10 protein-coding genes are annotated in these 23,271 nt (G+C 61.0%); 6 read left to right on the forward strand and 4 right to left on the reverse strand.

Annotation, left to right across the window (positions count from 1 at the left end):
- Nucleotides 1-135 precede the first annotated feature (135 nt).
- Nucleotides 136-13,134 carry a non-ribosomal peptide synthetase gene (locus CKW14_RS08250; protein ID WP_095125127.1) on the reverse strand — a complete coding sequence of 4,333 codons (12,999 nt, stop codon included), beginning with the start codon at nt 13,132-13,134 and terminating at the stop codon, nt 136-138.
- 372 nt (nt 13,135-13,506) lie between these two features.
- On the opposite strand from CKW14_RS08250, the gene CKW14_RS08255 reads away from it, so the two are divergent.
- Nucleotides 13,507-14,061, forward strand: a complete 555-nt coding sequence (locus CKW14_RS08255; RefSeq protein WP_095048423.1) for an RNA polymerase factor sigma-70 — start codon at nt 13,507-13,509, stop codon at nt 14,059-14,061.
- A 108-nt stretch (nt 14,062-14,169) separates the two neighbouring features.
- Here the strand turns inward: CKW14_RS08255 and CKW14_RS08260 are convergent, their stop codons facing one another.
- From CKW14_RS08260 to CKW14_RS08270, 3 genes are all read right to left on the reverse strand, one after another.
- Nucleotides 14,170-15,183: a GNAT family N-acetyltransferase gene (locus CKW14_RS08260; protein WP_095048424.1), complete on the reverse strand. Its 1,014-nt coding sequence runs from the start codon at nt 15,181-15,183 to the stop codon at nt 14,170-14,172.
- Between the two features lie 87 nt (nt 15,184-15,270).
- Nucleotides 15,271-16,068, reverse strand: a complete 798-nt coding sequence (locus CKW14_RS08265; RefSeq protein WP_093435061.1) for an ABC transporter substrate-binding protein — start codon at nt 16,066-16,068, stop codon at nt 15,271-15,273.
- A gap of 92 nt (nt 16,069-16,160) precedes the next feature.
- Complete coding sequence (locus CKW14_RS08270; RefSeq protein ID WP_095048426.1) at nt 16,161-16,784, reverse strand: TetR/AcrR family transcriptional regulator; 624 nt, start codon at nt 16,782-16,784, stop codon at nt 16,161-16,163.
- Nucleotides 16,785-16,968: 184 nt separating this feature from the next.
- Here CKW14_RS08270 and CKW14_RS08275 point away from each other — a divergent pair, with 184 nt between their 5' ends.
- From CKW14_RS08275 to CKW14_RS08295, 5 genes are read left to right on the forward strand one after another with little or no spacing between them, the layout of a single operon-like run.
- Complete coding sequence (locus CKW14_RS08275; protein ID WP_095048427.1) at nt 16,969-18,753, forward strand: acyclic terpene utilization AtuA family protein; 1,785 nt, start codon at nt 16,969-16,971, stop codon at nt 18,751-18,753.
- A gap of 12 nt (nt 18,754-18,765) precedes the next feature.
- On the forward strand, nt 18,766-19,635 hold the full coding sequence (locus CKW14_RS08280; protein WP_095125128.1) for an SDR family oxidoreductase: 870 nt from the start codon (nt 18,766-18,768) through the stop codon (nt 19,633-19,635).
- 3 nt (nt 19,636-19,638) lie between these two features.
- Nucleotides 19,639-21,255 carry a geranyl-CoA carboxylase subunit beta gene (gene atuC / locus CKW14_RS08285; protein WP_095048429.1) on the forward strand — a complete coding sequence of 539 codons (1,617 nt, stop codon included), beginning with the start codon at nt 19,639-19,641 and terminating at the stop codon, nt 21,253-21,255.
- Nucleotides 21,256-21,285: 30 nt separating this feature from the next.
- Nucleotides 21,286-22,443 (forward strand): citronellyl-CoA dehydrogenase, encoded by a 1,158-nt coding sequence (gene atuD / locus CKW14_RS08290; protein WP_095048430.1) that lies wholly within the window; start codon nt 21,286-21,288, stop codon nt 22,441-22,443.
- The gene (locus CKW14_RS08295) at nt 22,440-23,237 is read left to right on the forward strand and encodes an enoyl-CoA hydratase/isomerase family protein (protein WP_095048431.1); all 798 of its coding nucleotides are present in this window, start codon (nt 22,440-22,442) and stop codon (nt 23,235-23,237) included. Before atuD ends, CKW14_RS08295 begins: the two co-directional genes overlap by 4 nt.
- Nucleotides 23,238-23,271: the final 34 nt, after the last annotated feature.

Consider the following 23,271-nt stretch of genomic DNA (forward strand, 5'->3'; position numbering starts at 1 on the left):
TTCTTTATCGTCAACCTTGGAAATGTACATGAATGTACCGGCCTCATCGCGAGCAGGCTCACTCCTACATTTTGGAATGCGTTCCCCTGTAGGAGTGAGCCTGCTCGCGATGAGGCCATTGCAGGCGCTAAGGAACTAGAAGCCCTCCAGCTCCGCCATCAGATCATTCAACCGATCAACCTTCTCCTCGGTGATATCACTCGCCGCCAATCCATCGACGTACTCAGCCAACTCCTCCACCGTGCTGCACTCGAACATCGCCCGCAGCGGCACATCGCGTTGCAGGGTTTTCTGCACCCGCGAGGCGATCTGCGTGGCCAGCAACGAATGCCCGCCCAGCTCGAAGAAGTTGTCGCGTACACCGACCTTTTCGACCTTCAGCACCTCGGCCCAAATATCAGCCAACGTCTGTTCAAGATCATTGCGCGGGGCCAGATAATCCTGGCTCTGCAACAGGCCGATCTCCAGCGCCGGGAGGGCCTTGCGGTCGAGCTTGCCGTTGGCATTCAGCGGCATTTGCTCGAGCCACAACCAGTGCAGCGGCACCATGTACTCTGGCAGTTCGGCGCGCAGGCGCTGCTTGATCCGCTCCAGGCGTTCGCTCGGATTGAGTGCTGAATCGGCCGCAACCAGATAACCGACCAAGTGTTTACCGTTGACGCCCTCCTGCACAGCGACCGCGCCATCGCGCACTTCCGGCTGTTCATGCAGGCGCGCTTCGATCTCACCCAGCTCGATGCGATAACCGCGAATCTTCACTTGGTGATCGACCCGGCCGACGTACTCCAGCACACCGTCACTGCGACGCCGCGCCAAGTCACCGGTGCGATACAGACGCTCGCCCGGCGCACCGAACGGGTTTGGTACAAACACCGGCGCCGTACGCAACGGATCGCTGACATAACCGCGCCCGACGCCGGTCCCGGCAACACACAACTCACCCACTGCGCCCAACGGCACCAGTTCCAGCGCGCCATCGACCAGGTACAGCAAGTTGTTGTCGGTCGGCGTGCCGATCGGCAGGTAACTGCCGCGCGTCGAGGCCATGTCGACGCGGAAGAACGCCACGTCGTCCGAGCACTCCGCCGGGCCGTACGCATTGACCAAACCAATGTCCGGATAACGCAGCAGCCATTGGTGCGCCAGCTCCGGCGGCATTGCTTCACCGGTCGGCAGCATCCAGCGCAAGCCATCAAGACTCAGGCGCTCCGAGGCGAGCATGCCCTGAATCAACGAGGGCACACTCTCCAGCACGGTGATGCCCTGCGCTTGCACATGCACCAGCAAACCTTGCGGATCGTGGGCGATGGTGTTCGGCACGATGTCCACTCGCGCTCCGAACAACGGCGCGGCAAGGAACTGCCAGACCGAAATATCGAAGCTTTGCGAAGCGGTCTGTGCAATCACATCGGCATCACTCAGATCCAAGTACGGCACCTTGCTCAACTGGTTATTGAGCATCCCGCGCTGCTCGACCATCACGCCTTTCGGCAGGCCGGTGGAGCCCGAGGTGTAGATCACGTAGGCGAGGTTGTCCGGGCCGCTGTAAATGCCCAGGTTCTGCGCCGAAGTCGCTGCCGCCTGAATCTCCTCCCACACCAGCAAGCGCGGGCGATTGGCGCAGCTGAATTCATCCAGCAAAGTCTGCGCTTGTTCAAAGCATGCTTTGGAGCAGACCAGCACCGGCGTGCGACTCAGCTCGATGATGCGTTGCAGACGCTGGCTCGGCAGGCCCGGATCCAGCGGCAGATAACCCGCGCCGGCCTTGAAGCTACCGATGATCATGCCGAGAAGATCAAGGTTACGTTCGCCGAGCAAGGCCACCGGTTGATCCATCTGCACACCGGCGGCGATCAGTGCATGACCGAGACGGTTGGCGTTGTGGTTCAGCTCGACGTAGCTCTGTTGTTGATCAAGGCACGTAGCGGCAATCCGTTGCGGATGCGCAGCGACCTGCGCTTCGAACAGCGCAACGTAGCTTTGCTCCAGCGGATAATCGTGGGCACTCTGGTTGCAACCGTGCAGCAGGAAGTCCTGTTCCTCTGTGCCTAGCAGCGGCAGATCGGCCATGTCGCCATGGAAGCCATCGACCAGCGCCAGCAGCAGACGTTTGAACTCGCCGAGCATGCGTTCGATGGTCGATTCGTCGAAATAACGCTGGTCATACGACAGGTGCAGACCGAGGTCATCGCCTGGGTAACACACCGCCGTCAGCGGGAAGTTGGTGTGCGTACGGCCCGAGTCCGAAGTCGCATTCAAGCTCTGCGCATGATCGAGTACCGAAACTTCCACCGGGGCGTTTTCGAAGACAAACAGGCTGTCGAACAGCGGCTGGCCTTTCGGCAATTCGCTCTGTTCCTGGATGTTCACCAGCGGCAGGTATTCGTACTCGCGCAGTTGCATGTTGCTGTCGAGCAAACCACTGAGCCACTGACGCACGCTGCTGCGCTGATCGTCCTCAGGCATTTTCACCCGCAGCGCGATGCTGTTGATGAACAGGCCGACAGTTCGCTGCATTTCCGGCATGTCCACCGGGCGCCCGGCCACGGTCACACCGAAGAGCACGTCACGATCGCCGCTCAGGCGCCGCAGGACCAAGGCCCACGCCGCTTGGGCGAAGGTGTTGATGGTCAGTTGATGGGCCTGCGCCAGTTCCCGCAGACGCGCCCCGTCCTCGACTTTGAGGCGGGTGTAGCGGTCGCCGACGACCATGCCGCCGCTTTCACCGGCATGTTCACGCAGGAATGGACGGTCGCTCGGGATCGGCGTGGTGCGCTCAAACCCTTGCAGATTGTGCTGCCACCACTGCCGCGCCTCGGCCAGGCTCTGACGTTGCAGCCAGCCAATGTAATCACGATAACGCGGCGGCACGGCGAGTTGCGTTTCACGGTCCTCACCCAGTGCGGTGTAAATCTCGAAGAAGTCGTTCATCAGCAACGAGCGGCACCAGGCATCGATGAGGATGTGGTGGTTGCTCATCATGAACCAGTAACGCGCCGCGCCGACCTTGATCAGGCGCAAGTGGAACGGCGCCTGATTGAGCAGATCGAAACCGGCCTCGCGCTCGCTTTTCAGCAGGGCTTGCAGCTTCGGTTCCTGCTCGTTTTCAGCAATGGCGCTCCAGTCCAGATATTCGATTGGCGTACGACCCGGCGTATGAATCACTTGCAGCATGTCTTCGCCGACGTTCCAGCAGAACGAGGCTCGCAGCGCTTCGTGACGGGCGACCACCGCTTGCCAGGCCTCAGCGAAACGCTGCGGGTCGAGTTCGCTGTTGATGCGGTAGCGATCCTGCATGTAGTACAGGCCAGTGCCCGGTTCGAGCAAGGTGTGCAGCAACATGCCTTCCTGCATCGGCGTCAGCGGATAAACGTCTTCGATGTGCGCGGCCGGCACCGGCAAGGCATCGAGTTGCGCCTGAGTCAGTCTGGCCAGCGGGAAGTCCGATGGCGTCAGGCCGCCGGCCTCGTCTTGCAGGCAATGGGTGATCAGGCTTTGCAGTTCACCAAGGTAGGCGTCGGCCAGATCGTTGATGGTTTGCGCGTCATAACGCTCGGCGCTGAAGGTCCAGCGCAGGAGCAATTCACCGCCGTAAACCTGGCTGTCGATGCTCAACTCGTTGGGCAATGGCGCCTGCGGATCGTGGGCGCCACCGACCGGCTCGTCCAGCGGACGGAACAGCGCATCACTGCCGAAGCTCTGGTCGAACTGGCCGAGGTAGTTGAAGGTGACCGGCGCATGCGGCAGCGCGGCCATGCTGCGCTGGCTGAGGTCATCGGCGAGATAACGCAGCACGCCATAACCGAGGCCTTTGTGCGGCACCGCGCGCAGTTGCTCCTTGATTGCCTTGATCGAAGCGCCCTGCCCCGCAGCTTCTTCGATGTTGTGCGGGGTCAGACGCAGCGGGTAAGCGCTGGTGAACCAGCCGACGGTGCGGGTCAGGTCGATCTCGTCGAACAGGGTTTCGCGGCCGTGACCTTCCAGTTGAATCAGCGCCGACGGTTGACCGCTCCAGCGGCACAACACTCGGGCCAACGCCGTCAGCAGCAGGTCATTGACCTGCGTGCGATAGGCCGCCGGAGCCTGTTGCAATAACTGTTTGGTGTGCTCGGCATCGAGGCGCACGCTGACGGTTTGTGCGTGACGATTCTGCTGGCCGCCCTGTGGATTTTCGCAGGGCAGATCAGCGTTCGGCCCGGCCAGTTGGGTCTGCCACCAGTCGAGTTCTTCGCGCAGTGATTCGCTGCCGGCGTAGGCCTGCAAACGCGCAGCCCAGTCCTTGAAAGAGCTGGTTTTCGCCGGCAGTTTTACCGCTTGTTCGGCGTCGAGTTGGCGATACACGGTTTGCAGATCGTCGAGCAAAACGCGCCACGACACGCCGTCGACCACCAAGTGATGAATCGCGATGAACAGGCGTTGCTGAACTTCAGGGCCGTCAACCAGCAGGGCACGCAACAACGGACCTTGCGCAAGATTCAAGCTGCGTTGGGCATCAGCGAACAGCGCTTCGCACTTGTCCATCGATGCGACGCGTACTTGCCAGAGAACAGCAACGTCGGACACCGGTTGATGCGTGGCTTGCCACTCAGCATTGGCCTCGGTGAAGCGCAGACGCAAGGCGTCATGCTGCTCAATCACCGCCAGCAGCGCCTGCTCCAGACGATGCGGTTCCAGCGCCACAGTTGGCTCCAGCAACAACGCCTGGTTCCAGTGCTGACGTTCAGGGATTTCTGTGTCGAAGAACCAATGTTGAATCGGCGTCAGGGCCGATTCGCCAGCCACCAGGCCCTGCTCGGCCGTCACCTGCTCGGTACGACTGGCTACAGCGGCCAAAGTCTGTACGGTCTGATGCTGGAACAGATCACGCGGGCTGAAATGAATACTTTGCTGACGCGCACGGCTGACCACTTGAATCGACAGAATCGAATCGCCGCCGAGTTCGAAGAAGTTGTCGTTGAGGCCGACCTGTTCGACGTTGAGCACCTCGCACCAGATCTGCGCCAGGGTCTGCTCCAGTTCGTTACTCGGCGCGACGTAGTCCTGACGATTCAACTCAGGATCCGGCGCCGGCAAGGCGCGGCGGTCGAGTTTGCCGTTGGCGGTCAGCGGCATGCTCGCCAGCAGAATCAGGTGGGTCGGCACCATGTAATCCGGCAGTTGTGCCTTGAGGTGCGCCTTGAGGGCGTCGCGCAGTTCAGCCTGACGGGCTTCACTTTGCTCAGCAACTTCGGTGACCAGATAGCCAACCAGTTGTTTGCCGCTCGGGGCATCCAGTGCGAGCACCACGGCTTCACGGATCGAATCGTGATCAAGCAGACGCGTTTCGATTTCGCCCAGTTCGATACGGAATCCACGGATTTTCACCTGATGGTCGATTCGTCCCAAATATTCCACCAAACCATCGGCACGCTGGCGCACCAGGTCACCGGTGCGATACATGCGCCCGCCATCGGTGGCGAACGGGTCAGCGACAAAACGCTCGGCGGTAATGCCCGGACGGTCGTGATACGCCTGCGCCAGACCGGCCCCACCGACGAACAACTCACCGGTCGCACCTTGCGGTACCAATGCCAAATCGGCGTCGAGAATGTACGCGACACGCGCGCCAATCACGCTGCCAATCGGCACGCTGCCGGCGCCCTCGTCCAGCACCTCCGGCGCCAGACTGGCCAGCGGCATGACCACGGTTTCGGTCGGGCCGTAAGCGTTGAAGAACATCGCCGGTTTGAACGCCGCGCGAATCCGTTGCAGGTGTTCACCGGTCAGCGCTTCGCCGCCGGTAATGATCATCCGCACCGGCAAGATTTCGTTTTGCGTTGAGAGGAACTGCGCCAACTGGCTGCCGTAGCTCGGGGTGAAACCAAGCACGTTGATTTTATACGTGCGGATCAAACCGCAGATTTCTTCCGCGTCCCACTGACCCTGCGCACGCAACACCACCTGCGCGCCACTGAGCAACGGCACCAACAGACGCTCGGTCGCCGCGTCGAAGTTGATCGAATAGAAATGCAGTTCGCAGTCGTCCGGGCGCATGCCGAAACGTTCGATCACGGCTTGGCAGTGCATAGCAATTTCACCGTGGGAGACCACCACGCCTTTCGGTTTACCGGTCGAACCCGAGGTGTAAATCAGGTACGCCTGATGCTGCGGCAGACTGATAAACGGCAGCTCGCTGGCCGGGTAAGCGGCGAGTGCCGCGCTGTCGTCTTCCAGACACCAGCGCGCCACACTTGGCGGCAGATCGCCGAGAGCTTTGAACATGGCGCGATCACTGAGCAGCAGGCCGATGCGGCTGTCTTCGATCATGTAATGCAGACGGTCGAGCGGGTATTCCGGGTCTAGCGGCACGTACGCACCGCCGGCCTTGAGAATCGCCAGCAGGCCGATGACCATTTCCAGCGAACGCTCCAGCGCCAGGCCAACGCGCACTTGCGGGCCGACACCGCGCTCACGCAAGGCCCAGGCCAGACGATTGGCGCGGGCGTCGAGTTCGGCGTAGTTCAGGGTCTGCCCGGCGAAGGTCAGGGCCGGCGCGTCTTTGCGCGCCAGCGCCTGTTCGGCGAACAGGTGATGGATGCACTGATCGAGACGATGCTCACCCGACTCGATGCCGAGGCTATCGAGCAGGTGCTGTTGCTCAGGCGCATCGAGCAGCGGCAATTCACTGAGGCGCTGTTGCGGATCGGCGATCAGCGCTTCGAGCAGATTGCGCCAATGCTTGGCCATGCGCGCGATGGTCGGCTCGTCGAACAGATCGGTGCTGTAAGTCAGGCAGCAACCGAGGCGATGGTCGAGGTCGGTGACTTCCAGGTTGAGGTCGAACTTGGTCGCTCGTGCATCGTTGGCCAGGTACTCGACGGTCATGCCAGCGAGCATGCGGCTCTGCTGGAATTCCCAGCGCTGCACGTTGCACATCACCTGAAACAGCGGGTTGTACGCAGCGCTGCGCGGCGGTTGCAAGGCTTCAACCAGATGATCGAATGGCAGATCCTGATGCGACTGGCCTTCGATCACGGTGTGACGCACCTGCTCGAAGAGTTCGCCGACCGACATCATGCCGTCGAGCTGGCAACGTAGCACTTGGGTGTTGAGGAATGCACCGATCAGCCCTTCACTTTCCGGGCGAATGCGGTTGGCCACCGGCGCGCCAATGCGCAGATCAGTCTGGCCGCTATAGCGGTAAAGCAGCGTCGCGAGTGCGGCGGTCATGGTCATGAACAGGGTCAGACCGTTTTGCGCGTTGAACGCACGAACCCGCGCGGCGAGTTCGTCGCTAAGGTCGAAACGGAACAGCTCACCCTGATGGCTTTGCACTGGGGGACGCGGACGGTCACCCGGCAATTCCAGCAGCGGATGTTCACGACCGAGTTGCGCGGTCCAGTAGTCGAGTTGGCGCTGACGCTCGCCGGATTCCAGCCAGTTGCGTTGCCAGACGCTGTAGTCGAGGTACTGCACCGGCAGCGGCTCAAGCGGCGAATCACGGTCATCGACAAAGGCTTCGTACAGCGCACTGAGTTCTCGGGCGAAAATATCCATCGCCCAGCCTTCGGTGACGATGTGGTGCAGAGTCAGGACAAAGTAATGTTCGTGCTCGGCAGTCTTCACCAGACAGGCGCGCAGCAGCGGGCCGGTTTCCAGATCGAACGGCAGATGAGCTTCGTCATCGGCCAGTTGCTGAACCTTTTGCTCACGCACATCGGCGGCAAGTTTTGAAAAATCCTTCCAACCCATGCGCACACCGGTTTCGCCATGCACCTGCTGACGGGCGACGCCGTCGACGCTCGGGAACGTGGTGCGCAGGGTTTCGTGGCGCAGGATCAGCGCTTGCAACGCCGCCTCGAAACACTCGACATGCAACACGCCGCGCAGGCGCGCCATGCCGCCAACGTTGTACGCCGGGCTGTCCGGCTCCATCTGCCAGAGGAACCACATGCGCTGTTGCGAGTACGACAACGGCACCGGTTGGCTGCGATCGACCTTGTCGATCGGTGGCTGTTTGTTCGTGCGACCGCTGGCCTGGATCAGGTGGATCTGTTCGGCAAAATCACCGAGTTCGCTGTGTTCGAACAAGGCGCGCAACGGCAGCTCGACGTCGCAGGCCTGACGAGTACGCGAGATGATTTGCGTGGCCAGCAGCGAGTGGCCACCAAGGGCGAAGAAGTCGTCGCGCAGACCGACTTGAGGCAGACCGAGCACTTCGCGCCAGATCGCGGCGATCTGCTGTTCAAGTGCAGTGACCGGTTCGACGTGTTCACGCACTTGCCATTGCGGCTCGGGCAAGGCGCGGCGGTCGAGTTTGCCGCTGGGGCTGAGTGGCATGGCGTCGAGACGCATCAGTTGCGCCGGGACCATGTATTCCGGCAGCTCGGCGGCCAGCGCGGTTTTCAGGCGAGTGTTTTGTTCGTCGTGATCTTCGCTGGCATCGGTGGCGGTGAAGTAGCCGATCAATTGCGCGCCGGCAGCGGTTTCACGCACCAGGACCACGGCTTGGGCGACGCCGTCCTGGGCGAGCAAGCGTGCTTCGATTTCTTCCGGTTCGACGCGAAAGCCACGCAGTTTGACTTGCTGATCGAGACGGCCGAGGTATTCGATCACGCCATCGGAGGTCCAGCGCGCGCGGTCGCCGGTGCGGTACAACCGCGCGCCCTGCTCGCCCAATGGATCGACCACAAAACGTTCAGCGGTCATCGATGGACGACCAAGGTAACCACGAGCCAGGCCGATACCGCTGATGCACAACTCACCCGGCACGCCTGCCGGCACTGGATTGAGATCGGCGTCGAGCACGCGGCAGATCACGTTGCCCAGCGGACGACCAATCGGCGAGCGCTCACCATCGGCAGTGGTGCAATGCCAGTGGGTGACGTTGATCGCGGTTTCGGTCGGGCCGTAACGGTTGTGCAGTTGCACCGCTGGCAGTTGCGCGAGGACGCGGTTGCGCAGTTCGGCTGGCAGCGCTTCGCCGCCGGAGAACACCCGGCGCAGGCTGGTGCATTCAGTGCTCAGTGGTTCGTCGATGAACAGCGAGAGCAATGGCGGCACAAAGTGCAGCGTGGTCACGCCATAGGCCTGAACCAACTGGGCGATGCGATGCGGATCGCGATGTTCGCCGGGGCCGGCAATCAACAGACGCGCGCCGGTGATCAGTGGCCAGAAGCATTCCCACACCGACACGTCGAAACTGATCGGTGCCTTTTGCATCAGCACATCGGTTTCATCGAGGCGGTAGGTGTTCTGCATCCATTGCAGACGCTCGGCCAGTGCCGCGTGGGTGTTGCCGACGCCTTTCGGTTGGCCGGTGGAACCCGAGGTGTAAATCACGTAAGCGAGGTTGTCGCCGTGCAGGTGCAAGCCCGGTGCCTGGCTCGGCCAGTTTTCCAAGTGCAACGCGTCCATGGCGATGACACTGACGCCATCGCTGGCCGGCAAGCGGCCGAGCAATTCGGTTTGGGTCAGCAGCAGTTCGACGCCGCTGTCGCTGAGCATGTAAGCCAGGCGATCCGCCGGGTAATCCGGGTCCAATGGCACATAGGCGCCGCCGGCCTTGATGATCGCCAGCAGGCCGATCAGCAGTTGCGGCGAACGCTCGGCGGCGATGGCCACGCAGACATCCGGGCCGACGCCTTTGTCGCGCAGATAATGCGCAAGGCGGTTGGCTTGCGTGTGCAGTTCGGCGAAATCGAGGCTGCCACCGTCCCACACCAGTGCGGTGCGTTCCGGGGTCAGGCGCGCCTGTTCATTGAGCAGTTCTGGCAGCCATTGTTGCGCCGGGGTGCATGGCGCAACGCCCCAGTGTTGTTGCTGATCGTGCTCAGTGGCGGTCAGCAGTTGCAGATCACCGATGGCTTGCTCCGGACGTTCGCAGACGTCGCGCAACAGGTTGCTGAAATGCTCGGCCAGACGCTCGATGGTCGCCACATCGAACAGTTCGCTGGCGTAGTCGAACGACAGGGTCAGGCGACCGTTACGGTCTTCTTCGCTGTGCAATTGCAGGTCGAACTTGGCTTCGCGGCTGTGCCACGGCAGTTCTTCGGCGAGCAGACCCGGCAGACGTTTGAGCGCACTCAGATCACGTTGCTGGTGGTTGAACATGACCTGGAACAGACCTTGTTCGCGGGCCTGCGGGAAGGCTTCGAGGAGTTGTTCGAAGGGCAGATCCTGATTCGCCTGGGCACCGAGTGTGGCGTTGCGGGTCTGGGCCAACAGCGCAACGAATGACAGGCGCGAATCGATCTCTGCTCGCAGCACTTGGGTGTTGATGAAGAAGCCGATCAGGCCCTGGGTTTCCAGGCGTGGACGGTTGGCGTTCGGTACGCCGATGCGGATGTCGCGCTGACCGCTGTAGCGATGCAGCAGGCTCTGGAATGCCGCGAGCAACAGCATGAACGGGGTCGATTGCTGAGCCTGTGCCGTGTTACGGATCGCATCGCTGAGGCTCGCGCCCAGACGCACGGAGTGACGTGCGGCGCTGTGAGTTTGTTTGGCGGATCGTGGGTAATCGGTAGCCAGCTCCAGCGCTGGATGCTCGTCGCCCAACTGCGCTTTCCACCAGGCCAGTTGCCGCGCGCTCTCGCCTTGCGCTAGCCATTGACGCTGCCAGCTGCCGTAGTCGGCGTACTGGGTTGGCAATGGCGCGAGGTTGGCTGTCGCTCCTTGCGAAGCAGCGGCGTAAAGGCGCGAGAATTCGTCGATCAATACGTTCAGGGACCAGCCGTCGGCAATGATGTGGTGCAGCGTCACCAGCAATTGGTGATCTTCGTCGTCGAGACGCACCAGCGTCACCCGCAGCAGCGGACCTTTTTCCAGGTCGAACCGGGTGCGTGCTTCGTCTTCGCGGATTTGTTGCGCACGGGCCTCGCGCTCGGGCGCCGGCAAGTCGCTGATGTCGATCAGTTGCAGGTTGAATTCGGTGCCGGCAATCACTTGTTGCAGAGCCACGCCGTCGCGCTCGAAGAAACGCGTGCGCAGGGATTCGTGGCGCTCGATCAGTTGCTGGAAGCTGGCATGCAAGGCGTCTTCGTCCAGTTCGCCGCGCAAACGCAGGGCACCGGGAATGTTATAGGCGCTGCTCTGTGGGTCGAGTTGCCAGGTGATCCACAAACGGTTTTGTGCCAGCGATTGCGGCATCGGCTCGCTGCGCGACAGTGTGGTGATTGCACCTTGGGCGCTGCCGCCGTCCTGCTGCTGTTGCGCAACGGCTGCGGCGAACGCTGACAGGGTCGGTGCTTCGAACAACAGGCGCAGGTTCAGCTCAAGCGCGAGCTCTTCACGCACGCGGGCGACCACTTGCGTAGCGGCGATCGAGTTGCCGCCGAGCAGGAAGAAGTGATCGTCGGCGTTGACCTGTTTGACGTTGAGTTGCTCAGCCCAGATCTTGCCGATCAAGCCCTCAAGTTCTGAGGCGCTGGTGACTGCGCCCTGGCTTTCAGCGGTGCTCGACGGGAACACCGCGTAGCTGTCGAGGCTGCCATCGGCCAGACGATTGCGGCACGCCGAGCGCTGCAATTTGCCACTGGAAGTTTTCGGCAAGGCGCCGGGATTAAGCAGCACCACCACGCTCGGGGCTTCCTGAAAAGCCTCAGCCACGGCTTGGCGAATGGCTTTGATCAACGCCTCCGGCGGGAGGATTTTCTGCACGCTGCGGCTGATTTCCGCCGCAATGCCGATGCCCTCCTCGCCATCCTGATTGACCGCAAATGCAGCGACGCGACCCTTGCGCACCACTTCCACTTCGTTCTCGACCGTTTTTTCGATGTCCTGTGGATACAGGTTGTGGCCGCGCACGATCAGCATGTCTTTCAGGCGTCCGGTGATGAACAGCTCACCGTCGCGCATGAAGCCCAGGTCGCCGGTGCGCAGCCAGGTGCGGCCGGCGTGCTGGACGAAGGTCTTGGCGCTCGCTTCAGGATTGCGCCAGTAGCCGTGGGCGATGCTCGGGCCTGCGGCCCAGACTTCGCCGACCGCGTTGTCGGCGAGTTCGACGAGTGTGTTTGGCTCGACGATCAGCACCGCGTGTTCCGGTTGGCTGATACCACAACTCATGATTGGGCTGCCATCGCCCGGCTCGGCGCGGTTTTGTGCCAGCGCCTGATCGTCCACGCGCAGTGCCGGGATACCGGTGCCGCGCGGGGTGCCGGCGACGAACAGCGTGGCTTCGGCCAAACCGTACGAGGCCATGAAGCTGTGCTCACTGAAACCGCATGCGGCGAACTTCTCGGCGAAGCGCTCCAGGGTGTCGAGACGGATTGGCTCGGAACCAGAATAGGCCACGCGCCAGCGACTCAGATCGAGACGTTCCAGCGCCGACTCGCTGATCCGTTCGCTGCACAAGCGATAGGCGAAGTCCGGTCCGCCGCTGATGGTGCCGCCGTATTCGCTGATCGCTTCCAGCCAGCGCAATGGCCGACCGAGGAAGTACGCCGGCGACATCAGAATGCATGGCACGCCGCTGAAAATTGGCTGCAGCAGACCACCGATCAAACCCATGTCGTGGTACAGCGGCAGCCAGCTGACGATGACATCATCAGGGTTCACGTCGATGCCGAAACCGTGACGGATCAGGAGTTCGTTGGCGACCAGATTGCCGTGGCTGACTTGCACGCCTTTGGGCAGTGCAGTCGAACCGGAGGTGTATTGCAGGAAGGCGATGTGGTCTTGCGGCAGGCTCGGTTCAACCCAGTTTTGCGCCAGTGTCTTGTCGAGAGTGTCGACACACAACAACGGCGGCGCACCCTCGATCTGCTGCAAGGCGTCGCGCAGGTCGGCGCTGGTCAGCAGCAGACGCGGTTCGGCGTCGGCAATGATCGACAGCAAACGCTCCTGATGGTGACGGCGCGCGGATTCCGGCGGATAGGCCGGCACTGCGATCACGCCGGCGTATAGGCAGCCAAAAAATGCCGCGACGTAATCCGGACCGCTGGGAAACAGCAGCACCGCACGGTCGCCGAATTCAGCGTCAGCCTGCAACGCGGCGGCGATCATGCGTGCGCGCTCATCCAGCTGACGATAACTGAGTACCACAGCCTGCTCTTCGTTTTCGGCGAGAAAACGCAAGGCCAGTCGATCCGGCGTCAGGGCCGCGCGGCGCTGGAGGGCTTGGACCAGGGTGCTGGGGAGTTCGAACGCGTCGGTCATGAGGTTTCCTGCCTGAATTCGGCTTGCTAATGGAATCGGGTTTGCTGCGTCACGCCCCTCGAAGGGCATGCAGGGCGCGGTCTGTGCCGACCGCGCAAGGCTGCGGAATGCGGTGTGGCCGGGGTTGTGCACCGGGAACCATTCACCAATGAGAACGGATGACGTCTTGAAATAATTAGTCGGCAGGCTGGATCGCCAATGGGGCCGGGGTGTGGCGGCGTGTCGCAGTTCTCAGAACGCACCTTTGTGGCGCATTACTTCTCTTTCTCAATTGACAATCATTATCATTCAACATAATTTGTCGCTCGATGTGTAGGACGCCCCCATCCCCCAAGGCGTCCCACGAACCTATTTGGCAGCAAGGTGATTTCCATGACGGAACAAGTATCCACAAGCAAGTGCGATTCACCGCTACTTCAGGCATTCGTCGACAATCGACTGATTCTGGTCAAGATTGCAGCCCGCATTACCGGCTGCCGGTCGCGCGCCGAAGATGTGGTGCAGGATGCGTTTTTCCGACTGCAATCGGCGCCACCGATCACGTCGTCGATCAAGGCTCAACTGAGCTATCTGTTCCAGATCGTGCGCAACCTCGCCATCGATCATTACCGCAAACAGGCGCTTGAGCAGAAGTACTCCGGCCCTGAAGAGGAAGGGCTGAATGTGGTCATCCAGGGTGCTTCGCCGGAAACCTCGCATATCAATTTCTCGACCCTGGAAAACATCGCCGACGCGCTGACCGAACTGCCCAGCCGCACGCGCTATGCGTTCGAGATGTACCGGCTGCACGGCGTGCCGCAAAAGGACATCGCCAAGGAACTGGGCGTTTCGCCAACCCTGGTCAACTTCATGATTCGTGATGCACTGGTGCACTGCCGCAAGGTCTCGGGCAGCCGTCAGGATGCGGTAGCCGTGGGTCGTCGCTGAGACCGCGCCGACAGATAAAAAAGATCGCAGCCTTCGGCAGCTCCTACATGGAAATGCATTCCTCTGTAAGAGCTGCCGAAGGCTGCGATCTTTTGCTTTTAAATGACCTCAAGCCAACTTGCAGCGATCAAAAAACCGCTCACGCCCCAGCATCATCAGCGCCGCGCGCTTGTGCGGAAAGTCGAATTCCTTCTCGCAGTGAAAGCACTGATTCTGCATATGGCCGATCATCTTCGCGTTGTCGGCCCGCGGCTCGGCGACCACCCGCTGAGTGCGCGGATCATCAAGAAACAGGTAATGCACCAGCGCCGATAACCAGCTCGCCACTTTATGCGGACCACGGTGCTCTTCCTCGCCGACCAGCATGTGAATACCGCGATCGTAGTTGTCGGCATCGTAGAACGGCGCGATGCGATCTTCCTTGGCCCAGTAGGCTTCGAAATAGGCAAACGGCTGATCATCGAAACAGCCAATCAGCGTCAGCGTATGCGGGTCAGCATCGAGCTTGCTCAGGTATTCGCGATGCTTCTCGAGGCTGCCCTCTTCCTGCCAGAAACTGGCAACGCGCGGGCTGTTCTGCCAGCGGTTGAAGCGCGCCAGGTCTGCTTCGATCTCTACAGTGCGCAGGGAAATCCACGCACCAAGGCGGGCATCGAAACGCCGATACACTTCACCGCGCGGTTTGACTGGCCGCAGCGGATGACGCTTGCCCTGGCTGATGACCATCTGCTGCGGATAACTACCACTCAGCGAAGTGCCGAGCCACGGTTGCGGCAACTGCCAGAACAGCGTGCGCTCGCAGCGATATTCGCCGGCCACTTCGGTGCTCACCAGCAAGCCACTGAGCAAGGCTTCGGTCGGTGGCTGATCGAGTTGCCAGGTCAATTGACGGCACGCCGGATCCCGTGCGAACAGCCAGTAACAGGCTGCCCACAACGCCTGCCCGGGCGGCAACGCAAAACGCTCATCGATCTGGATCGGCCCCTTTGCGTCTCGATCGAGGCGCAAGCGGATCAGCGGTTGTCCGTCCAGGCTCAGGCTCAGACGGTTTTCGCTGACATCAGCGATCAGTTGACTGCCCGCAGGCAAGGCCAGGGAAGTCAGGTCATTCAGATTGGACATGGGTCGGGCTCACGATAATCGTCGACAGTTCAACGATGGGACGTGATCCGGGAGGGAAAATTTAGGCTTTGCCCAGAAATCGCTGCCTCAGTGGTGAGGCACCGGCACTACGGCAATCTTGTACGGATCGAAAATCTTCAGCATTTCACCGTTGTCGCGCAAACCCTGCAACAACTTGCCAAACGCCGCGCCGGTGATCGGCGCGGTCGGACGAAGAATCGCGTAATGGTGATAGACCTGATCGATGCGCTGCGACACCAGCAACTCGTCGCGCACCTTCTCGTTACGCAGCAGGTAATCGAACAGATAGGAACGGGTCACCAAGGCAACATCGGCGCGCCCGCGCAGCACCATCAGCAGGTTGCTGTCGTGGGAATAGGTCAGCGTGGCGTTGTAATTCTGTGCGAGGTATTTCGGGTCAGCGTTGAAGTTGGCGAACTCGTAGTGATAACCGCTGAACAGAGCCAGGCGCTTGCCAGTGAGGTCGGCGAAATAATTCTGCTGCCGGCCATCTTCGCGTTGTGCGACGAAAATTTCCGCATCCTCAAGACCCATGTCGACATCTGTGTGGGGAATTTCCTTCCAGCCCCAATCGGGATTCTCGAAAATTGCCATGTCGATCCGGCCCTGCTTGAAGTCACCGAAACGCCGGGGAATCGAGGTGGGCACGAGGACGAACTGATAGTCGCTTTGCAGGCGATTGAGGGCCTCGACCAATTGCGGCAGAAGGCCTGTGTCGGCACCGTTTTCCGGGCGAACGGTGTAAGGCGGAAAATGCGCCGCGCCGACCCGGACCAATTGCGCTGCCTGAGCGGGCAATACCCAAAATGCAGCCAGCGCTGCGAGCATCAAGCCCGCGGCCGTCCGAATTGGCAAAGACTTCAAAACACCCCACTCCCCGAAAAAATACCGATCAATGCATTCAAGCTAGGCGGTTTCGCCCAGTTAGCCAGTTTCCCGGCCCGATAGAAAGTGCTTCAACGCTCTTCGAGGACCAGAATCAACGCCTCGTCGGCCAACTGATCGAGGCTCAAACTGCCGCCGGCACGGAACCAGGTGGTCGTCCAGGACAGTGCGCCAGTGAGGAAACGTCGGGTAATAAATACATCGCCACGGATAAATCCTGCGTCCTTGGCCTCACCCAGCACTTGCAGCCAGATGTCCTCGTAGACATCGCGCAGTGCCAGCACTTGGGTCTGACCTTCTTCGGACAGCGAACGCCACTCATAAACCAGCACCGCCATGGCTTCACCGCTGCCGCCCATGATTGACTGCAGTTCGCAGCGAATCAGCGCCAGCACGCGTTCGCGCACATTGGCCGCATCGGCCAGAGCTGCCCGCATTAACGCGGTGTTGTAGCGGATGGTTTCCTCCATCACCGCCCGGAGGATTTCATCCTTGCTTTTGAAGTGATGAAAAATGCTTCCCGACTGGATGCCGACGGCGCCGGCCAGATCGCGCACCGTGGTACGTTCGTAGCCTTTGTTGCGGAACAGGTGAGCGGCCACTTGCAGCAATTTGCCGCGGGCGCTGTCAGGGTCAGTCAACTGGCCTTCGTCGACCAAATCGCGCATGACCCTCAGGGCTTTTTGCTCGTCCACCCGTTCTCTCCTACAGTCGATCAGTCTGTTGCCCCCTGAAACCGCAGGGTTGCGCGCAATTTAAGCCGCCAGCGGCAACCAAGCAAGCGCTTGGGCAGAAGATAGTCTCAACTGTTTACAAACCAAGCGCTTGCTTGGTAGCCTCCAGACACTTCTGTCGCAGGTTGCTGAGTCGGAGATAAAAATGCCCACCACCGTTCGCATCGGATGCGCCAGTGCATTCTGGGGAGACACCTCGACCGCCGCCGCGCAGTTAGTGGACGGCGGCAAGCTGGATTATCTGGTGTTCGATTACCTGGCCGAGATCACGATGTCGATCATGGCCGGGGCACGCATGAAGGACCCACAGGCGGGGTTTGCCGGCGACTTCATCGACGCGCTGACACCCCTGCTGCCACAACTGGCCGAGCAGAACATCCGCGTGATCAGCAATGCCGGCGGGATCAATCCGCAAGCCTGCGCCGCCGCCCTGCAAGCGGCCTGCGACAAGGCCGGCGTCGCACTGAAAATCGCCGTATTACTGGGCGATGATCTGCAACCACAGCTCAAACAGCTCAGCGGCATCACCGAAATGTTCAGCGGCGCCCCGCTGCCGCCAATGTGCGTGTCGACCAACGCCTACCTTGGCGCGCCGGGCATTGTCGAAGCGCTGCGCCTGGGCGCCGACATTGTCATCACTGGGCGCGTGGTCGACAGCGCGGTGGTCAGTGCGGCGCTGGTGCATGAATTCGGCTGGTCATGGCACGACTACGACAAACTCGCCCAGGCTGCGCTCGCCGGGCACATCATCGAATGCGGCGCGCAATGCACCGGCGGCAATTTCACCGATTGGCGCGAAGTGCCGGATTACGAGCACATCGGCTTTCCGATCGTGGAAGTCAGCGCCGACGGCCAGTTCATCGTCAGCAAACCGCAAGGCTCAGGCGGACTGGTCACCCCGCTGACTGTCGGTGAACAGATGCTGTATGAAATCGGCGATCCGCAGGCGTATCTGTTGCCCGATGTAGTCTGCGATTTCACTGGGGTCAGACTTCAGCAACAAGGCAAGAATGCCGTGCACGTCCACGGCGCCAAAGGCCTGCCACCAAGCGATAAATACAAGGTCAGCGCCACCTACCCGGAAGGGTTTCGTTGCACCGCCAGTTGCCTGATCGCCGGTATCGATGCAGTGGAAAAAGCGCAGCGGGTCAGTCAGGCGATTATCGACAAGACTTCGCAAATGTTCAGCCAGCGCGGCTGGGCGCCCTACAGCGAAATCAACATCGAACTGCTCGGCAGCGAAGCCACCTACGGCCCTCATGGCCAACGCCGCGACAGCCGCGAAGTGGTTATCAAGCTCGCCGTACGTCATCCAGACAAACAGGCGCTGGTACTGTTTTCCCGGGAGATTGCCCAGGCCGCCACCGGCATGGCGCCGGGGCTGACCGGCATCGTCGGCGGGCGGCCAACGGTGTATCCGCTGATTCGTCTGTTTTCATTCCTGATCGATAAAAGCGCCTGCACAGTACAGATCGACATGGCCGGTCAACGTTATCCATGCGCCCTGCCTTCGCTCAGCGCACTCGACAGCGCGGATTTGCCCCTGCCCCATCAGCCGCCCAAACCACAGGGCCGCGCCGATGCCAGTGTGGCGCTGGTGAAACTGGCCGTCGCGCGCTCCGGTGACAAGGGCAATCACAGCAACATTGGCGTGATGCCGCGCAAACCCGAATACCTGCCGTGGATCGCCGAAGCGCTGACCCCGGCCGTGGTTGTCGACTGGATGAGCCACGTACTCGACCCGATCCACGGCCGGGTCGAACGCTGGTATCTGCCCGGCACCCACAGCCTGAATTTTCTATTGGAAAACGCCCTCGGCGGTGGCGGCGTGGCCAGTCTGCGCATCGATCCGCAAGGCAAAGCCTTCGCCCAGCAACTGTTGGAAATCCAGATCCCGGTGCCACAGAGCATCGCCGAACAGCTCGACTAGAGGATTGTTTGCATGGCTTACGCGTCGATTTTCAACGCCGGTCTGTTCAGCGGCCAGACCATCATCGTCACCGGTGGCGGCAGTGGCATCGGTCGCTGCACCGCCCATGAACTGGCGGCCCTCGGCGCCAATGTACTGCTGGTCGGGCGCAAGCCGGAGAAAATGCAAAAGGTCACCGACGAAATCGCCGAGGACGGTGGCCGCGCGCACTGGAAGGCTTGCGATATCCGCGATGAAGAAGCGGTAAAACAACTGGTCAGCGAATTGATTGCTGAACACGGACCGATCCACGGTCTGGTCAACAATGCCGGCGGCCAGTACCCGTCGCCCTTGGCCTCGATCAATCAGAAAGGTTTCGAAACCGTGCTGCGCACCAATCTGGTCGGCGGTTTTCTGATGGCGCGGGAAGTGTTCAACCAGTCGATGAGCAAACACGGCGGCAACATCGTCAACATGCTCGCCGACATGTGGGGCGGCATGCCCGGCATGGGTCACTCTGGCGCGGCGCGGTCGGGCATGGACAACTTCACCAAAACTGCCGCGTTCGAATGGGGTTATGCCGGCGTGCGGGTCAACGCGGTGGCGCCGGGCTGGATTGCCTCCAGCGGCATGGACACTTACGAAGGCGCGTTCAAAGCGGTGATTCCGACCCTGCGCGAACACGTGCCGCTCAAGCGTATTGGTACCGAGTCGGAAGTCAGTGCGGCGATTGTTTTTTTGCTTAGCCCGGCCGCCGCATTTATCAGTGGCAGCACCTTGAAAATCGACGGCGCGGCCAGCCTCGGCAGCCGTGCATGGCCGTTGCACAAGGCGACCCACAGCGAGTCGTTCAACGGTTTCCACCGCGCGTATTTACCCGATGTGCTGAAGGACAAGGAGTAAGCCATGCCGCAGATCCAGTCCCGACTCGACCCGCACAGCGAAGCGTTTGCCCGCAACCGCTCGGCCATGCTCGCGGCGATCGAACATGTGCAGCAACTCGAACAGAGTCTGCTGAACAAGGCCACCGAAGCCAAAGCCAGGTTCGACAAGCGCGGGCAACTGCTGCCCCGTGAGCGCTTGAATCTGTTGCTCGATCCCGGCGCGCCGTTTCTCGAACTGGCCAGCCTCGCCGGCTACAAGTTGCACGACGACAAGGACGGCAGTTCCGCCGGTGGCGGACTGATCGCCGGTATCGGTTACGTCTGCGGCATTCGCGCGATGGTGGTGGCGAACAACAGCGCAATCAAGGGCGGGACGATCTCGCCCACTGGCCTGAAAAAATCCCTGCGCCTGCAACAGATCGCCCAGGAAAACAAACTCCCGGTGATCACCCTCGCCGAAAGTGGCGGCGCCAACCTCAATTACGCGGCGGAGATTTTTGTCGAAGGCGCGCGCAGTTTTGCCAATCAGGCGCGGATGTCGGCAATGGGTTTGCCGCAGATTACCGTGGTGCATGGTTCGGCCACGGCCGGTGGCGCTTATCAGCCGGGGTTGTCGGATTACGTGGTAGTGGTGCGCGGCAAGGCCAAGCTGTTTCTCGCCGGTCCGCCACTGCTGAAAGCGGCCACCGGCGAAGTCGCCACCGATGAAGAACTCGGTGGTGCCGAGATGCACGCGCAGGTCGCTGGAACGGCCGAGTACCTGGCGGAAAACGATGCCGATGGCGTGCGTCAGGTGCGCGAAATTCTCCGTATGCTGCCGTGGAACGAGCAACTGCCGTGGCTGCCGGAGCCACAATACAAAGAGCCGCTCTACCCCATCGATGAATTGCTCGGGCTGATCCCCGACGATCCGAAAAAACCTTACGACGTACGCGAAATCATCGCGCGCATTGCCGACGAATCCTGCTTCGTCGAATTCAAGGGCGAGTTCGATCAGCAAACAGTTTGCGGCCAGCTAAAGATTCAGGGCCGCGCCTGCGGGTTCATCGGCAACAACGGCCCGATCACACCCAACGGCGCGAGCAAAGCGGCGCAGTTCATTCAGTTGTGCGATCAGAGCCAGACGCCGCTGCTGTTCTTTCACAACACCACCGGTTTCATGGTCGGCACCGAATCCGAGCAGCAAGGCGTGATCAAACACGGCTCGAAACTGATTCAAGCGGTAGCCAATGCACGGGTGCCTAAACTGACGATGGTCGTCGGCGGTTCCTACGGTGCCGGCAACTACGCGATGTGTGGGCGTGGTCTCGATCCGCGCTTCATCTTCGCCTGGCCGAACAGCCGCACGGCGGTGATGGGCGGTGCGCAGGCCGGCAAAGTCTTGCGCATCGTTACCGAAGCCAAGCAGTTGAAGGACGGCCTGACGCCAGACCCGAAAATGCTCGACATGCTCGAACAAGTCACCGCGCAGAAACTCGACAGTCAATCCACCGCGCTCTACGGCAGCGCCAATCTGTGGGATGACGGGCTGATCGACCCCCGCGACACGCGCACCCTGCTTGGCTACTTGCTGGACATCTGCCACGAGGCCGACATTCGCAAGCTGCAACCCAATAGCTTCGGCGTCAGCCGGTTCTGACCGCCACGGATCTTACGGAGAACAATAAAAATGATCTTCACCCCGGAACACGAAGCCCTGCGCCGCACCGTCCGCCAGTTCGTCGAGCACGAGATCAATCCGCACGTCGATGAATGGGAAAAGGCCGGACGCTTTCCCATTCACGAAATTTTCCGCAAGGCTGGCGACCTCGGTTTGCTGGGTATTTCCAAACCGGAAAAATTCGGCGGCATGGGCCTCGACTACAGCTATTCGATTGTCGCCGCCGAAGAGTTCGGCACCATCCATTGCGGCGGCATTCCGATGTCGATCGGCGTGCAGACCGACATGTGTACGCCTGCCCTCGCCCGCTTCGGCTCCGATGAACTGCGCGAAGAATTCCTGCGCCCGGCGATCACTGGCGAGCAGGTTGGTTGCATCGGCGTCTCTGAAGTCGGTGCAGGCTCCGACGTCGCCGGGCTGAAAACCACCGCGCGCAAGGACGGCGACGACTATGTGATCAACGGCAGCAAGATGTGGATCACCAACTCGCCGAGCGCCGATTTCATCTGCCTGCTGGCCAACACCTCGGACGACAAACCACACATCAACAAATCGCTGATCATGGTGCCGATGAACACGCCTGGGATCAGCCTCAGCTCGCACCTGGACAAGCTCGGCATGCGCAGCTCGGAAACCGCCCAGGTGTTTTTCGACAACGTGCGCGTGCCGCAGCGCAATCGCATCGGCCATGAAGGCGCCGGATTCATGATGCAGATGCTGCAGTTTCAGGAGGAACGTCTGTTCGGCGCGGCGAACATGATCAAGGGCCTGGAATATTGCGTCGACAGCACCATCGAGTACTGCAAGGAGCGCAAGACCTTCGGCAATCCGCTGATCGACAATCAGGTCATCCACTTCCGCCTCGCCGAATTGCAGACCGAAATCGAATGCCTGCGCGCGCTGGTCTATCAGGCCACCGAGCAATACGTGAAAGGCCAGGACGTCACGCGGCTGGCGTCGATGGCCAAGCTCAAGGCCGGGCGCCTCGGCCGCGAAGTCAGCGACAGCTGCCTGCAATATTGGGGCGGCATGGGTTTCATGTGGGACAACCCGGTGGCCCGCGCCTACCGCGATGTCCGGCTGGTATCGATTGGCGGCGGCGCCGACGAGATCATGCTGGGGATTATCTGCAAACTGATGGGCATCCTCCCGGGGAAAAAGAAATGAGCAGCCTGCCGCAATGCCAGACGCTGTTGCTGGAGCTGCATGGCGGCGTGCTGCACGTCACCCTTAATCGGCCGGACAGTCGTAATGCGATGAGCCTGCAGATGGTCAGCGAACTGCGCGAGGTGCTGGCGGCTGTGCGTGATGACCGCGCTGTTCGGGCGTTGGTGCTCAGCGGTGCCGGCGGGCATTTTTGTGCCGGCGGCGATATCAAGGACATGGCCAACGCCCGCGCTCAGGGCACCGAGGCTTACCGCGATCTGAATCGCGCGTTCGGCGCCCTGCTGGAAGAAGCACAGCACACGCCGCAAGTGCTGATCACCGTGCTGCAAGGCGCGGTGCTCGGTGGTGGTTTCGGTCTGGCCTGTATCAGCGACATCGCGATTGCCGATCATCAAGCGCAATTCGGTTTGCCGGAAACCAGTCTCGGTTTACTGCCGGCGCAGATTGCGCCGTTTGTGGTGCAGCGCATCGGCCTCACCGAAACCCGTCGACTGGCACTGACCGCCGCACGTTTCGATGGGCACCAGGCACGCCGTCTGGGGCTGGTGCATTTCGTCGAGCAGGATGCACAAGCGCTGGCTGAGCGGCTGGATGAGGTGTTGCAACATGTGCTGTGTTGCGCGCCGGAGGCGAATGCCATGACCAAGAAATTGTTGTTGGCGAGTGCCGGGCAGCCTTCAAGTGAATTGCTCGATGAGGCGGCGCAGTGGTTTAGCGAAGCGGTGACAGGCGACGAAGGGATCGAGGGCACCATGGCATTTGTGCAGAAGCGTAAACCTCGGTGGGCCACTTAAAAGCATCGCGAGCAGGCTCACTCCTACAGGGGAA

This window comes from Pseudomonas sp. Irchel s3a12 (assembly GCF_900187485.1).
Lineage (GTDB): Bacteria > Pseudomonadota > Gammaproteobacteria > Pseudomonadales > Pseudomonadaceae > Aquipseudomonas > Aquipseudomonas neuropathica.

Coding starts and splice junctions, on each gene's coding strand:
- CKW14_RS08250 (WP_095125127.1), bottom strand. CDS start 13,134: ATGACCGACGCGTTCGAACTCCCCAGCACCCTGGTCCAAGCCCTCCAG.
- CKW14_RS08255 (WP_095048423.1), top strand. CDS start 13,507: ATGACGGAACAAGTATCCACAAGCAAGTGCGATTCACCGCTACTTCAG.
- CKW14_RS08260 (WP_095048424.1), bottom strand. CDS start 15,183: ATGTCCAATCTGAATGACCTGACTTCCCTGGCCTTGCCTGCGGGCAGT.
- CKW14_RS08275 (WP_095048427.1), top strand. CDS start 16,969: ATGCCCACCACCGTTCGCATCGGATGCGCCAGTGCATTCTGGGGAGAC.
- CKW14_RS08280 (WP_095125128.1), top strand. CDS start 18,766: ATGGCTTACGCGTCGATTTTCAACGCCGGTCTGTTCAGCGGCCAGACC.
- atuC (WP_095048429.1), top strand. CDS start 19,639: ATGCCGCAGATCCAGTCCCGACTCGACCCGCACAGCGAAGCGTTTGCC.
- atuD (WP_095048430.1), top strand. CDS start 21,286: ATGATCTTCACCCCGGAACACGAAGCCCTGCGCCGCACCGTCCGCCAG.
- CKW14_RS08295 (WP_095048431.1), top strand. CDS start 22,440: ATGAGCAGCCTGCCGCAATGCCAGACGCTGTTGCTGGAGCTGCATGGC.